Here is a 13,295-nt window from a genome sequence, read left to right as displayed (position 1 = left end):
GGAACGGCTCAACAAGGAGATCCGGCGCAGAACCGACGTGGTCGGGATCTTCCCCGATCGCACCGCCCTGATTCGGCTTGTCGGCGCGGTACTCGCCGAGCAGCATGACGAGTGGATCGAAGGCCGCCGCTATCTCGGGCTCGACGTGCTGGCCCGCTCCCGCGGTGTCCACCCCGACGGCACCGCCACCGAATCCACTCAGGAGGTGACTCAAGCGGCACTGACCGCATAACCACCCGACGAAGACTCACGCGACGATGTCGTACACCACCTCACGGGACTTGACCGGGCCTTGTGGCATCGGTTACCGAGGGGCTGGGCTGGCCTTCGTCGTCTTCGAGCAGAACCTTCGCGAAGCTGCTGGTGACTTGGATTCTCGGCGCCGGTGGCTCTTTCGTTTCGTTGTTCGCCAACGGGTGGTGGACAGCGAGATTGTCGGGTCCGCGCTCGGGGCCTCTCCAAATTTCGGCGTCTTTGGTCGCAGCGGATGGCTCATACTGGGCAGAAGAGCGACTCGAAACTCGACCCGCACACCGGGGCCGGGGTCAAGCCGCCGACGGTACGGAATCGGAGGCCAACCGGTGATTACACTTCAGAACGCTTTCGAGCTTGCCCGCACGGAGCAGGGTTTAGCTGTCGTTGCGACACTGCGTACCGACGCGACCATCCAGTCAAGCGTTTTGACGTCCTCCCGGCCGTGAACGACCGGGATTCCTTACTGCGCCGCTGCGCGCCGCTTGGGTGGGTTCCTGTTTCGTTGGGGCTCGCTTCCCTCTAGGAGAGAAGGCTGACTGCCCCTCCGCAGGCGTTTAGCCACTCCGCACGTCCTGCGGCGTGGATGTTCTTCGCGGCGTTGACGTCGCGGTCGTGAACCGCTTCGCACGCCTTGCATGCCCACTCCCGGATCGAAAGCGGTTTCGGGCCGCCCCGGACCCCACATTGGGAGCAGATCTGCGACGACGGATAGAACCGGTCCACCTTGACGAAGGTGCGCCCGTAGCGGGCGGCTTTCTCCTCCACCATGCGGGTGAACATGCCCCACCCGGCGTCGTGGACCGATTTCGCCAACCGCGTCCGCGCCAGCCCCCTCACGCACAGATCCTCGACGAACACCGCTTGGTTCTCGCGGATAATCGCCGTGGAGTGCTTGTGCGCCCAGTCCTTGCGAGCGTCGGACACTCTGGCGTGGGCCTTCGCGACGCGAATACGTGCCTTGACCCGGTTGTTGCTGCCTTTCTCCTTGCGCGACAGAACTTGCTGCGCCTTGCGGAGCTTGCGTTCTGCACGGCGCAGGAACTTCGGCGAGCTGATCGTCTTGCCGTTCGACAGGACCGCGAACGTTGCCAACCCGAGGTCGATACCGACCTCCGCATCGACCGGCGGCAGAGGTTCGTCGGTGGTCTCGACCACGAACGACGCGAAGTACCGGCCCGCTGCATCCTTGACGATCGTCACCGAGGACGGTTCCGAGGGCAGATCGCGGGACCAGGCGACCTCCAACTCGCCGACCTTCGCCACGTACAGCTTCCCGTTCGGGCGATTCGAGAACCCGTTGCGGGTCAGCCGGATCGCCTGCCGATTGTCCCTGCGGGACCGGAACCGTGGCGCGCCGACCTTGCGGCCCTTCCGTTTCCCGGAGAGCGAGTCGAACCAGTTTCGGTACGCCCGCCGCGCGTCCTGACACGCCTGCACCAGCACCACCGATGCGACCTCGCCCAACCAGGCCCGCTCCGGAGTCTTCTTCGCTGCGGTGACTACCTGCTTCTGCACGGCGGTATCCGACAGCTTCACCCCGGACGCATACGCGTCCTGGTGGATGCGCAGGCAGTCGTTGAACACCACCCGCGCACACCCGAACGACCGGGCCAGCATGTCCTGCTGACCGGGCGTCGGATAGACGCGGTACTGGTATCGCAACTGCACACCCAAAGAATAACATTGGTCTATGGTTTCTGAACCTGAATACAGACGTGGCCGCTCCGTTGTTTCTGCCCTGCACGTCCACTTGGTCTTTGTTACCAAGTATCGGCGCGGAGTCCTCACCGACGAGCTGCTGACCACCTGCGAACAGGTGATGCGCAGCGTGTGCGACGACTTCGGTTCTCGGCTGGTCGAGTTCAACGGGGAGGGCGACCACGTGCACCTGCTGATCGAATATCCTCCGACCATCCAAATCTCGAAGCTGGTGAACAGCCTCAAAGGCGTCTCCGCACGCCGCCTACGCGACCAATACCGCGAATGGGTGAACCGACACTCGATGAACGGACACCTCTGGTCCCCGAGCTACTTCGCCGCATCGTGTGGCGGGGCACCTATCTCGATCATCCGGCAGTACATCGAGCAGCAGCGGCGACCGCCCCGTGCTCCCGGTAGGCCGAAGTCGATGCGCTAACCGGCCCTGAAGGACCGGGCTTGCGCGCTACGCACCGCGGTCAGCTGGACTTGGTTGTGGAGGCTGGCCACACCGGGACCAGCGTTCCGACCTTGTCGTAACGGTCGATCTGGGCGATGCCGCGCCGGGGTGGATGGGGCCGGTGCGTCTCGTTAATCGCGTGAAAGTCTGATTCGAATGTCTTCTCGCTCGATGTTCCATCATCGAGCGTTACCAGGTACCTGGGCATACTCAGAAATATGCCACTGCGGCTCTCGGTTCGGGCACAATCGTAGGATCCGTCCATAAACCAGTCATGACCGACTTCGATTCAGCGACAGCATTTTCCATCCGTGGGGCCAGCGGCAGGGCGGGCGGAGGAGTTGGTGACGGGGTCAAGCCGCGCAGGTCCATTGGCAGGTAGGGCAAATGTGAACTCTCACCGAATACACGGCGCGCCTCGCGTTAGGTTGTCGGCCCGGGTGTTAGACCAGATCTACGCTTTTGAGCGAGGTGGTCGTCTTGTTCGTGCTGGTCGGGCGTGTTCGTGCACGCTGGAGCTGCTCCCGTACAGCGCGGCCCCCGTTTCGGTGGTCGTCAGATTCGGAAGTAACGGGTGCTCAGGGGCAAGAGACCGGCACCAGGGGACACCAGGGTGGGCAGGGACGAAGCTGCCTCAACAGGGCGTTGGCGGCGTAGCCGCAAGTCCGCCGGATCGGTGGGCGTGTCGAAGGGAAGAGGTGATCGACACTGATGTCCGTCGCTGGTACTGATGGTTTCTGGTGCAGTGTCGCTGCCGATTTCTGGTTGAGGAGGCGCAGTGTCCAATAGTGGTGTGCCGTTGTTGATGGTGGATCGGTCCGAGGCCCTCGATCGCGATGATGCGTTCGCGGTGACCGAGCTCGCCGACGGTTCGGGTTGGAAGGTGGAGGTGCACATCGCCGGGGTCGCGGACGTCGTGGCCCTAGGTTCCGACGCCGATGCGACGGCATTCCTGCGCCGTGAATCGAAGTATCTGTCCCGTCGGACGGTGCCGATGCTTGGCCGCGACACCGAGCAGGCGGCGACATTGACCGAGGCAGCGGAGAGGTCCACGCTGCGGGTATTAGCTGATCTGTCCGCGGACGGGGTGGTGTCCGGGGTGAGCGTCGATCGCGGGCGGGTGCCGGCCGGTAGGTGTGTCGCGGTCGATCATGCGCAGATCACCGAAATCCTCAGGTCGGTCGCTGACCCGCTACACGAGGGCGTGCGAGCCGCGAATGGCGCTGCGGAGGTGCTGCTCCAGGGACGTCGCAGGTCCGGTGTCTTCGCCCTCTACGATCTCGCGCACGGCTGGGGCTCCACTGAGGAAGGGGGGATCGCGCCGATCCCGCTGGACGTGCGGACGGTGGGATATGTCATCGTGCAGGAGTTGATGATCGCAGCCAACGAGGCGATCGCCATGTGGTGTGTGCGGGAGGATCTTCCTGTACTGTTCCGCAATCACCGTAGCGCGGTGACGGCGGGCAGCACCGAGGACCTCGCGGCGGAGGTTGCGGTGGCGATGACCGATCCAGTGCTGTTCGAGAAGCTGCGTTCGCGTCTGCAATCGTCGTATCGTGCTGCCACGTACGCACCGACGGTGCATGGCCATCACGGGCTCCGGTTGGCGGCGTATACGCACGCGACGTCGCCGCTGCGTAGGGTGTCGGACCTGATTACCCAGCGGGTGATCTTCGCCCATCTCGACTCCGAGCCTGTCCCGTACACGACAGAGCAACTGGGCAACCTCGCCGCTGATATCAACCGGCGGGTCGCCGCGGACCGGGAAGAGAAGGCAGCGCACTTCAAGGCACGCGATCGAAAGGTGACCGCGCAGGTCGTCGCGGCCGGAGAACTCGAGGGTCTCGACTCGAAGCGGTGGGCGAAGGTGCTCGCGGCTGCAACAGCACGTGACCCGATCGGTGAGGTGGTCAGCGAGTTGCGCCGCCGCGTGCAGACCGATGACGTGACGGTGACCGCGATCGTGACGTTGCTCGAAGCCGGGGAGAATTGGGCGCCGATCCGACGTGAGGTCTTCGACTGGGCGTCGCGGGCGCATCCGGAGTTCGGGCCGAGTGTGGTGTCGATGTGGCTGCAGGCGCACCCGGACCTGCACCGGCCCGAGATTGACGGCGATCACCGCGGGCCCTCGCACACGCCGGTGTTCGCGGCCCGGTTCCGGGTGGGTCAGGTCTGTGGGCCGTGGGCCACCGCGGGCAGTAAGAAGCGCGCCGAGCAGGACGCAGCGTGGGGCCTGACGAAGGCCGTCGCGGCAGGGGAGAGCCATCCGGAGGTCGGCTCTCCGCTGCGTGACGATCCGCAGCCCGTTTCCCCGAGCGCCACCCACGCAGGGGTACGGGTGAGGTCGGCGTCAGCGCGCTGCGGACCCATGGATTCGGATTCGGGCCAGGCATCGAGACGGCGGGAGCGAGCGCAGAAGAACCCGATCGCCTGGGTGATCAGCCATGCCGAACACCACGGCCATCCCTCCCCGCAGTGGGCCGTGAGAATGGAGGGCGCCGCCCACGCGCCGGTGTTCACGTGCGAAGTCCGCTACCTGGATCACACAGCAACCGGCAGTGGGACAACAAAGAACCTCGCAAGAACCGCCGCGGCAGCGGACCTTGTCGATTCGCTTCTCGACGAGACGTCTCCAGCCCGATCACACCGGTAAACCGAAGCTCACTCACCCGGTCAGTGTCCGTGTCGATAAAGACTTTATGGGCGCCGCCGTGGCCACGGCGGCGCCGGCGAGCTCTTGATGCCTCGGCGGCGAGCGGCCCCCCGGCCAGCGAAAGGGGAGCGCTGGTCGTAGGGCCTGGCTGCCACCGGGACCGTCGAGCCCGCTGTGCAGCGTAGGTCGGGAGTACCCGCGGAACATCGGATTACTCCGCGCTTCGTCCCGGGAGAAATCGACCGTAATGCGGGCCGTGGGCGACCCGTATGCTAGCTCGCCACCTGCGCGGCCGGCGCACGTGTGGACCCACATGGCCTGAGCACAGATCGGCTGGTGGTTGTGAGTTCGTCTGGTGGGCGCGGACGGGTCATGCTTATGCTCCGAGGGGCAGCCGAAGAAAGGTGCAGTCCATGAGTGACGAGAGCGAGAAGGCGTCACCTGATGCGATGCGCGTGGGCACCCGGGTGCTGGTGCGTAGGCCGTCTGAGGCAGCGACAGGCGTGATCGTCGAGGACTACGCCGAACTGACCGACACCGCTGGACGCGGCCACGATTGGGCACCTGTCCATAGGTGGGCGGTCGCCCTTGACGACGGCCGTCTGGTCTTCGCCGACACCGAGGACCTCACGGTCGATATCGGCACAGCAGACTCCGAATAGCCGGCAGCACCACTGACGAGGTGGTCGGGAACGGTCGCACCGGCGAGTCGGTGCTGCTTCCCCAAGATCATCCCGAACCACGACGAGGAACGTTCCGACCCTCCATACGCCCTCCCAATCACCTCGGGATCTGCCGTCACCGACCCACCCACGAACCTGAGAAAGATTCGTTGCTCGACTGAATTTTCCAGCTCCTCCGTAATGGCTCATATTGTCGCAGTAGACAGTTCACGGGAACGAGTGCGACACGACGCTTTCGAGGGCGCACCGACGGTATACCGACCAATCCCGACTGGTACTACAACCTGCGTCACCGCATGCGGCAAAGATCGAACGAGACACCGAGCAGTACCCGGTGACAGGGTATGAGGTGTCGAATCCGAGCCCTGACCCCGAACAGCTGCGACCAGACTCGTTGCTACGTCTATGCTCGCGTCAGTGACCGACGTCAGGGACGGTAGCCCCGCTCGGTGCGCACGTGGCACGGCGTCCGTGGGAGTGTCATTTATGTTGTGGTCCAACGCCATACGACTGCCGGTCGGCCGGTGGCCTGCACTCGGACGCGCTCGTCGGTACGTTCGAGTCCAGGTATCGCCTTGAGCGTGCGATTGAGATTGCCTTGATCGGGCCGGCTGCCCGTGAGGGCAGTGGTGACCGTGACTGCGTGGGTGGCGGGAAATTCTGCGCCGAGGAGGGCCCGGGTGAATGTTGCGTCCCGCCAGAGGAGGCTGGTGGCGAGGATGCGGCGTCCGGCCGCGACGATGCGGTCGTGGTCGAAGGCAAGGGTGCCGTGTTCGTCGAAGCCACGCCACAGTGTGGCGGCGGCAGGGTCCGTGGTGATGTTGTCGGCGGTGATGACGGCCCACATGGCGATGGACAGGGTCGGCCCGCGTGGGTCGCGACTGGGTTCGTCGAACACCTCGAGTTGTCCCACGGCCAGGATCGCGTCGTCCGGGATACCGAGCTTGGTGGTGACGGCACGGCGGGCAGCCGTCTCGAGGCGTTCACCGGCGCCGAGAAGGACACCGGGCAGGGCCGTCTGCCCGGTGTACGGCTCCCAGCGGCGGGGCGCGACGCCGTAGCGCAGCGAGCCTGGCTCCGGGTTGCCGAACCGGAGAGCGACCACGTCGACGGAGACCGATGACTGTTCCATACGGTGATCATGCGACAGCAGGCTCTCGGACGCGACGAGCGGCCCGACGGGGACCGTCGGAGGTGAGCACCACCGGTGCGCCGACCAGCGATGCGAGGTGCGCCGCGACGTCTGCTGGATGTGTCGGCAACTCGACTGTGTCGGGCGTGAGTGCGGACAGGACGTCGGTGAGGTGTTGTTGATGCGTGAGGTCCTTCCACGGCCCGAGGGGCAGCAGGTCGCCGACGCCGGGGTACCGGCGTGCGCTACGGAGGGGAATGCCGGCCGCTGCGGCACGGGTGACGGCGTCGAAGTGGGTGACGGCGAGAGTGTCCACCCCGCCGCATACCTTTGTCGCGTACCGCATCAGTACCTCGTCGAGGTCCCCGATCCGGAAGGTGCCCTGGTAGCTGCCGGTGTCGTTGTGCCGTTCGGGTAGGACCGTAGCGAGTGTCGGGTTCTCGGTGGGCATCGGGCCTGCACCGTGCCGGGTGGTGTAGGTGCGGGTGACGCCGAGGACGTGGCTGTCGCGGCCTTGCTCGGCGGAGAGTGTGCGCGCGTTGCTCGGTTCCACGGTGGACCAGGTGGTGTGTGGGTGGAACCCGCGCCACTCGTCGAGTAGCACTCCTTGTGCGCCCTCGTAAACCAGGCGCCCTTGGTTCGCGAGGGCGGCGAGGTCACCGTCGTCGGTGATCCGGACCGCGGCCGCGAATTCGGAGTACATGATGACCATGTCGTCGAGGGCGGGCCACCGGTGCACGCTGGGGGAGACCAGGTGACGGTAGTGGTCGGCCATCGCGGCAAGTTTGGCACGCAGAACTGATGGGCGGTGGCAGTCCCCGACGGTGGGTGCGTCCGGGTGATCGAGGGCGTAGGCGGCGGTCTCGCCGATGCCCTTGCCGCAGGAGCCGTGCCGGCCGTCGCCGCGGGCGTCCTCGCGGGCGCGGTTGGCGGCGACGTGGATCGGGGTTGTCAGTAGCGCGTGGGCGTCGATGTGCAGTAACTGGAGCGGATTCGGCACCCCCAACGCGGCCAGGGCGCGGGCCTCGGTGGCGAGGGCGATCGGTTCGACGAGGACATGCTTCGACAGCACCGTGGGAACGCCGGAGAAGGTTCCGGATCCGAACTGGGAAAAGGTGTGGTGGCGACCGTCGACGACGACGTTGTGCGCGGCCTGTGCGCCGCCGTTGAACCGGACGACGGCTGCGACGTCGAGGCTGGCGTCCGGTGCGCAGAGCCAGTCGACGGTGGCGCCTTTGCCGGCGTCGCCGAAGCCCAGGTCGACGACGATGATGTCGCGGTCACCGAACACCGTGGTCATGGGTCTCCTGTCGTGGAAGGGGGCGTCCGGGAGGTGGGGCTCGCACCCGAAGCGGGATCGAATGCCCCGCCTACCGAACGGGTGTCAGGTGAAGGACACGTCGTCGCTGCCGGCCGGATCGATCGGCAGCGGGCTGACCACGACGGGGGTCCGCGCCGCACTGAGGACGGCGAGCGCGTGACCGACGGTGTCCGCTTCGGCGGCGGATCCGACGTCACGCAGGTCCGCCAGACCCTCCCCGAGGTCGATGCGGTCCTCGCCGATGCCGACCGTCAGCGCGATCAGCTCGCAGACCGCGCCCGGGTCGTCCAGCTTGAGGAACCGTTCCCCGAACAGACTTTGCCAGTGGTCCGCGATCTCGGGATCGTGGTAGTACGCCGACTGATTCGGCAGTACGAAGTAGACGTTCCACCGCCGTTCGAGTTCCCGGTACACCGACTCGACGGTGACATCGCGGTCGAGGTCGTCGCCGATCACCGTCCGCACGTGGCGGGCCGACAGTCGGGCCTTGTTCAGTTCGTCGCCGATGATGAACAGGTACCCCTTGTGGCCGCGTTTGTCCCACGCGTCCGTGGCGGTGTGACGGGCCATGAAATATGCGGCCAGTTCGTAGCTTTCGGACTTCTGCCCGCCGCCGTTGCCTTCGAGGAAGATGGTGCGGAGTTGCTCGTCCATGGCGTTGCCGGACTCGAATTGACCGACCTGCAAGGGCACTGGGTCGGAGTCGGCGTCCCCGATGCCGCCGAACAGGATCTGCGGGTCGTCGGCATACCCCTTGCGCTGCAGCAGTCCGTGCAGTTTGCCGAGCTTGTCCTGCATGATCCGCGGTACCGCGCCCATCGAACCGGTGACGTCGAAGAGCACGGCGATCGGTAGCGACTCGGGGTGCCCGGCCGAATCCCGGCATTCCCGCACGGTCACACCCAGCGGGTCCAGGGTCGGACCGGCCTTCCACTGGTCTCTCGGCCGTGCGTACATCGCGCTGGTGTAGCCGAAGTCGTCGACGCCGCGGGTGGCGCGGAACGTCTTGGCCGCGGTGTAGGTGTCGTCATCCCACTTGCCGTATCCCATGGTGGATCACTGTCCTTTCGTGGTGGGCATGGTGAACGGGCGGAAGCGTCGCCGCCCGTAGAGCGTGTCGAGCAGGTCGTCGAACTCGTCGAGCAGATCGACGGCGTCAGGGCGCAGACCAGGTTGTGGTTGCAGGCAGCCGCATGCGAACGCGCGCAGGCGGTCCGGGGCCGTGTCGGCGAGCATGGTCAGCATCAACCGGTGGGCCATGAACACATCCCAGGCCGGGGTTGCGGGGGAGCCGGTGGAACTTTCCGGTGGATAGTGATCACGCCGAGAGGGGATCGTCGCCAGCGGAACCGTTCCTGGGCGGGTGGCGAACGCCCACCCGGCCAGTACCACTCCATGCCGCTCAGGGTGAATGAGCACGTTGTCCGCGGTCACCGCGGTGTGCACCCAACCGGCGCGATGCGCGGCGGCAAGAGCCCGCAGTAGACGCCGGTGCATCCACACCCAATCCCGCGGATCGAGCCCGTCCGGGTACGCAGCCCGGACACCTCGGCGAGGGTGACGAATCCAGTGGTCAGCGAGTCCAGCACGTTCACCTGCCGCCGGGCGCCGGTCACAGGGTCGGCGTGGGTGAGGTGGTCGATCAGCTGTGGGAAGTACGCGCGCAGCCAATCATTCCCGCCCTCGGCGGACGCCGCGATCTCAGTAAGCGCGGCCCATTCGGCATCGATCAAGGCGTTCGAGGAGACATTGCGGGGAACCTTGATCACCACGCCCGCCCCGCCGCTGTCGGCGGCATGGTGCAGGTCGGCGATCGAACCGCGGGCATGCCGGGGCCCGAGTCGATAGGAGCCGCGATTGCCGTCCAACACGATCGCCGTGGCCGTGGCCGTGGCCGTGGTCGAGGTCGTAGTGGTCGCATCGTGCTGCCAGCGGCGGTACAGGTTGGACGCGTGCGTGAATGCCGCTGCGGCGCGGGCTGCGTACGCGGGATCAACCCGATCCGGGTGAATCAGAACCGACAGGCGGTGGAACCGTCGACGGGCAGCGCGCTGAGCCGCCGGATCGTGGGTGATTGGGCCGAACAGGTCGCTCGGCACGATTGCCGCACCGACGACGTCGAGTGCCTCCGTCATCGCTTCCATGGTTTTAGTCCAAACGACTAAAACATGGGATTGCAATCCCCCCACTGGGATCAGCAAGAAGCAATGCCGATCGGCGCCACCCATGTCGGCGGAACCCACGAGTACGTCGCCGCGATCCCCGCCCACTCCTGGAGTCGCCGGTTGGCGGGAACGACCGGTCACGTGCGCCAGCGACACCATCAGTCCGCCACCACACGTCATTGGAAGTGCATCGACGACCGGTCGTAGATCGATGCGAATACGGTGCGCGGTCTTCGCGACTACACCGAGGATGGGAGGATCAGGTCATCGAGATCGGAACCTCGATGTGAGGGTCCGGATCGAGATTTAGGGAGTATCGGCATGGCGCAGGGCATTGTGAAGTGGTTCAACGGTGAGAAGGGCTTCGGTTTCATCGCACCCGACGACGGAACTCCGGACGTCTTCGTGCACTACTCGGAAATCTCGGGCAGCGGTTTCAAGTCGCTCGACGAGAACCAGCGTGTGGAGTTCGAGGTCGGTCAGGGGCAGAAGGGCCCGCAGGCCACGAACGTGCGCTCTGTCTGACCAGTGTCACGTGGGGACCGCATCCGGTGGGTGTGGTCCCCCTTTTATAGGTCGCTCCGACGACGTCGAGGTCGGATTCACAGTCGGTGGATCGAACGGCGTTGACGCGTACCCACGCCGGCGTGGTGGCGGTGGCTGCGGCGACGATGCGGCGTGCATCGGCTTTGTGCTGGGTGGGCACCGCGTCCCCGAGGTCGAGGATGACGGCGTCGGCGCCCGGGCCTGTCGGATTCCCGGGCGAGTGATCGGCGCCAGGCGGCGCTAGGCCACCCGCGGCTGCGTTCCACGGCCGACCCCGCGCCCTGTTCAGGCGCACGGTGGGGTACTTCGGGTCGGACAGGATCGACGGCGCCGTCGATCTCGGGCGGTCCTGACTACGCGAAGGCATTGGCAGAAATCGGATCGGCTAGAACAGCCTTCTCGCACTGTGTAGAGCATCATTCAAAGTCGCTGCACTCACCGATCTACTGCATGCCGACATGCATCAAGACACCGGGCAAGCTCAGCGAGTTGCGCGACGATGCAGATGTCACCCGTCAGCTCTGCCGAGGGGCATACGGAGGAGTGGGCGCGGGCGAGGGTCGCGATCGACCTGTCGGTCGTACCGGACCTCTGCGCACCGTCGACTTGGTCGGCGGTGTCGGTATCGCGTCATCGCCCTGCAAGCTTGCGTCGGCGGACAATGGATCTTGACGCAATCGCGAGGCTTCACTCTTCCGAAGGAGCACCGATGACTGACACCGTTGTCGACGCCGTAGCAGCCCTCCATGTGACCGAGTACTGGGTGGTCGAAGTCGACCGCCACGACGGGACGTGTTGCACGTTCGGGCCGTTCACCGCCGACGCAGCCTGGGCCAGATTGGAACACCGGACCGCGCCCACCAGGTTCGCCGCCGTTGTTGGGAAGCGATGAGCACCAAGGACGGCGGCGAGGGCATCATCCGCATCATCTACCGACCGCCATCCCGACGTAATGAAGATGGTCTTATCCGCTGGTGGTGTCGCCAAATCTCGGTGAGGAGTCGTTGACCGTGGATACGGGTGCCGGAATTGAGGAGGAGCGGTTCCGGAATCTCCCCACTCGATCGGGGTGAGGTGGATCGTCTCTCGTTTCGAGATCTTCTCCCCTGCGTCGCCGGCGCAGCTTCACGATTTTTGTTGATAGCGCTGGTCAGAAGTGGTCGGATACTGGCGAGAGTCTGTGAAGAAGATCGAGGTTTTCCTTGAGGACAAGTGGTTCATTGGAAGGGCGGGGATTGGTCGCGGTTGCTCCGAGACCGGGCATGCGCGTCGAATGGCAGGTCTGGGAGCAGAATTTAGTGCAGGAACTCTCGCCGATACGCCATCCGCGAATGCCGACTCTCCTTCAGCCTGCCATTCCATCCACCCGATCGCGGAGCTGAAATAACAACGGCGCTCTTCTGGCGGTCGTCAGTGAGCAGCGTTGTACGCGTCCGCGATCTCGGTGGGAATTCGCCCGCGGACCCCGATGTCATAGCCCTGTTCCTGAGCCCATTCCCGTACTGCCCTCATATGGTCACGGTCCCGCCGCGCAGGTTTCCGCTTGACCTCACCACCCGATGTGAGTGTGCCTGCGGATCGATTCTTGCGGCCACCCACTTTCGTGGCGTGATCGATGTAGTGATCGAGTTTCTTGTGGAACTCTTTCGCATTCTTCGCTGACAAGTCGATCTCGTAGTCGATTCCATTTACGGAGAAGCCGATCGTTTCGCCCTTTCCCTCCACGATGGGGGTTCCGTCGATATCGTCGACGTGTTCGACAACTATTTGGCGCGCCATTCCAACTCCTTCGTCCCTTTCATGCACCCACTCTACGTCCATTGCACAATGCTCGCCTCAGCCAAATGCTGTGCTCGACACGCATGCATCGAAAATGACAAGTCGGACGGAAATTCTTGGCGGAAAGAACCTCCGTTGCAGTCGGCGGCACGGGGGGGAGAAGGACATGGCACGGGGTGACGAAACCTCACGATATGGATTTGCTGCTTGTTGTTCTCTCGACAGATCCCCGCATGGTGTTGTGTCTGGAGGTTGTGGACGGAGATGCAGCCGTCCGCGGCGGCAACATCGTGGGGCGCCCTTCCTCGACGGTTCTGTTCCGTCACGGCATTTTGTTCGATGCAGTGAAAAAGCTTTCAGGACTTCATGTTCGAATGTACGAGAGCTACCGCGGGGCGGACGCGCATGCGATCTTGGACGCCCTCGACAAGGAGTACCACCTCAATACCCCGTGGTTCACCCGGCGCGGTGGCTGGAGGGCCACGGGGTCGACTTCTAGCTATGTGACCAGTCGGGGACAGGCGGCGGTACGAGCCGCCGCCGATCCGCTGGACCGACCGGGCAACAAGGGTGCGTGCCCTGTCCTTTGCCCGGAATAGCCTC

At 65.0% G+C, this 13,295-nt stretch carries 15 protein-coding genes and 1 pseudogene; 8 read left to right on the top strand and 8 right to left on the bottom strand.

Going from position 1 to position 13,295, the window contains the following annotated elements; genetic code table 11:
• Nucleotide 1: 1 nt before the first annotated feature.
• Nucleotides 2-232, top strand: a pseudogene (locus JVH1_RS40970) (transposase); the annotation flags it as partial.
• 542 nt (nucleotides 233-774) lie between these two features.
• Here JVH1_RS40970 and JVH1_RS40965 read toward each other — a convergent pair.
• Nucleotides 775-1,923 (bottom strand): RNA-guided endonuclease TnpB family protein, encoded by a 1,149-nt coding sequence (locus tag JVH1_RS40965; protein ID WP_009472290.1) that lies wholly within the window; start codon nucleotides 1,921-1,923, stop codon nucleotides 775-777.
• Between the two features lie 22 nt (nucleotides 1,924-1,945).
• Here JVH1_RS40965 and tnpA point away from each other — a divergent pair, with 22 nt between their 5' ends.
• The 3 genes from tnpA (at nucleotide 1,946) to JVH1_RS40950 (ending at nucleotide 5,728) form a co-directional block, all read left to right on the top strand.
• Nucleotides 1,946-2,392, top strand: a complete 447-nt coding sequence (gene tnpA, locus JVH1_RS40960) for an IS200/IS605 family transposase (RefSeq protein WP_083849675.1) — start codon at nucleotides 1,946-1,948, stop codon at nucleotides 2,390-2,392.
• A gap of 826 nt (nucleotides 2,393-3,218) precedes the next feature.
• The gene (locus tag JVH1_RS40955) at nucleotides 3,219-5,066 is read left to right on the top strand and encodes an RNB domain-containing ribonuclease (protein ID WP_237735057.1); all 1,848 of its coding nucleotides are present in this window, start codon (nucleotides 3,219-3,221) and stop codon (nucleotides 5,064-5,066) included.
• A 413-nt stretch (nucleotides 5,067-5,479) separates the two neighbouring features.
• A complete protein-coding gene (locus JVH1_RS40950) occupies nucleotides 5,480-5,728 on the top strand; it encodes a hypothetical protein (RefSeq protein WP_009472295.1) in 249 nt (82 codons plus the stop codon).
• Nucleotides 5,729-6,233: 505 nt separating this feature from the next.
• On the opposite strand, the gene JVH1_RS40945 is transcribed toward JVH1_RS40950, so the two are convergent.
• From JVH1_RS40945 to JVH1_RS40925, 5 genes are all read right to left on the bottom strand, one after another.
• Nucleotides 6,234-6,881: an NUDIX hydrolase gene (locus tag JVH1_RS40945; RefSeq protein WP_009472296.1), complete on the bottom strand. Its 648-nt coding sequence runs from the start codon at nucleotides 6,879-6,881 to the stop codon at nucleotides 6,234-6,236.
• Nucleotides 6,882-6,888: 7 nt separating this feature from the next.
• On the bottom strand, nucleotides 6,889-8,181 hold the full coding sequence (locus JVH1_RS40940; protein ID WP_009472297.1) for an adenylosuccinate synthetase: 1,293 nt from the start codon (nucleotides 8,179-8,181) through the stop codon (nucleotides 6,889-6,891).
• Nucleotides 8,182-8,265: 84 nt separating this feature from the next.
• The gene (locus JVH1_RS40935; protein WP_009472298.1) at nucleotides 8,266-9,252 is read right to left on the bottom strand and encodes a hypothetical protein; all 987 of its coding nucleotides are present in this window, start codon (nucleotides 9,250-9,252) and stop codon (nucleotides 8,266-8,268) included.
• 6 nt (nucleotides 9,253-9,258) lie between these two features.
• Complete coding sequence (locus JVH1_RS40930; protein WP_009472299.1) at nucleotides 9,259-9,636, bottom strand: hypothetical protein; 378 nt, start codon at nucleotides 9,634-9,636, stop codon at nucleotides 9,259-9,261.
• Nucleotides 9,633-10,337 carry a hypothetical protein gene (locus JVH1_RS40925; protein ID WP_371113152.1) on the bottom strand — a complete coding sequence of 235 codons (705 nt, stop codon included), beginning with the start codon at nucleotides 10,335-10,337 and terminating at the stop codon, nucleotides 9,633-9,635. The genes JVH1_RS40930 and JVH1_RS40925 overlap by 4 nt, the downstream gene beginning before the upstream one ends.
• Nucleotides 10,338-10,370: 33 nt before the next feature.
• On the opposite strand from JVH1_RS40925, the gene JVH1_RS40920 reads away from it, so the two are divergent.
• Both JVH1_RS40920 and JVH1_RS40915 read left to right on the top strand, forming a co-directional pair.
• Complete coding sequence (locus tag JVH1_RS40920; protein ID WP_016880578.1) at nucleotides 10,371-10,574, top strand: hypothetical protein; 204 nt, start codon at nucleotides 10,371-10,373, stop codon at nucleotides 10,572-10,574.
• Nucleotides 10,575-10,688: 114 nt separating this feature from the next.
• Entirely contained in the window at nucleotides 10,689-10,892 is a 204-nt protein-coding gene (locus JVH1_RS40915) for a cold-shock protein (protein WP_005242781.1), read from the top strand.
• Here the strand turns inward: JVH1_RS40915 and JVH1_RS40910 are convergent.
• Nucleotides 10,804-11,280, bottom strand: coding sequence for an aldolase/citrate lyase family protein (locus JVH1_RS40910; RefSeq protein WP_192817797.1), 477 nt, complete (start codon nucleotides 11,278-11,280; stop codon nucleotides 10,804-10,806). The genes JVH1_RS40915 and JVH1_RS40910 overlap by 89 nt on opposite strands.
• Nucleotides 11,281-11,622: 342 nt before the next feature.
• On the opposite strand from JVH1_RS40910, the gene JVH1_RS40905 reads away from it, so the two are divergent.
• Complete coding sequence (locus JVH1_RS40905) at nucleotides 11,623-11,805, top strand: hypothetical protein (RefSeq protein ID WP_007299740.1); 183 nt, start codon at nucleotides 11,623-11,625, stop codon at nucleotides 11,803-11,805.
• A gap of 518 nt (nucleotides 11,806-12,323) precedes the next feature.
• Here JVH1_RS40905 and JVH1_RS40900 read toward each other — a convergent pair.
• Complete coding sequence (locus JVH1_RS40900) at nucleotides 12,324-12,692, bottom strand: Lsr2 family protein (RefSeq protein ID WP_009472305.1); 369 nt, start codon at nucleotides 12,690-12,692, stop codon at nucleotides 12,324-12,326.
• Nucleotides 12,693-12,886: 194 nt separating this feature from the next.
• Here JVH1_RS40900 and JVH1_RS40895 point away from each other — a divergent pair, with 194 nt between their 5' ends.
• The gene (locus tag JVH1_RS40895; RefSeq protein ID WP_371113150.1) at nucleotides 12,887-13,291 is read left to right on the top strand and encodes a hypothetical protein; all 405 of its coding nucleotides are present in this window, start codon (nucleotides 12,887-12,889) and stop codon (nucleotides 13,289-13,291) included.
• Nucleotides 13,292-13,295: the final 4 nt, after the last annotated feature.

The sequence above is a fragment of the Rhodococcus sp. JVH1 genome (assembly GCF_000280725.2).
GTDB classification, from domain to species: domain Bacteria; phylum Actinomycetota; class Actinomycetes; order Mycobacteriales; family Mycobacteriaceae; genus Rhodococcus_F; species Rhodococcus_F jostii_A.
Note: the sequence above shows the minus strand (reverse complement) of the source record. Positions and strands in the feature narration are given on the sequence as shown.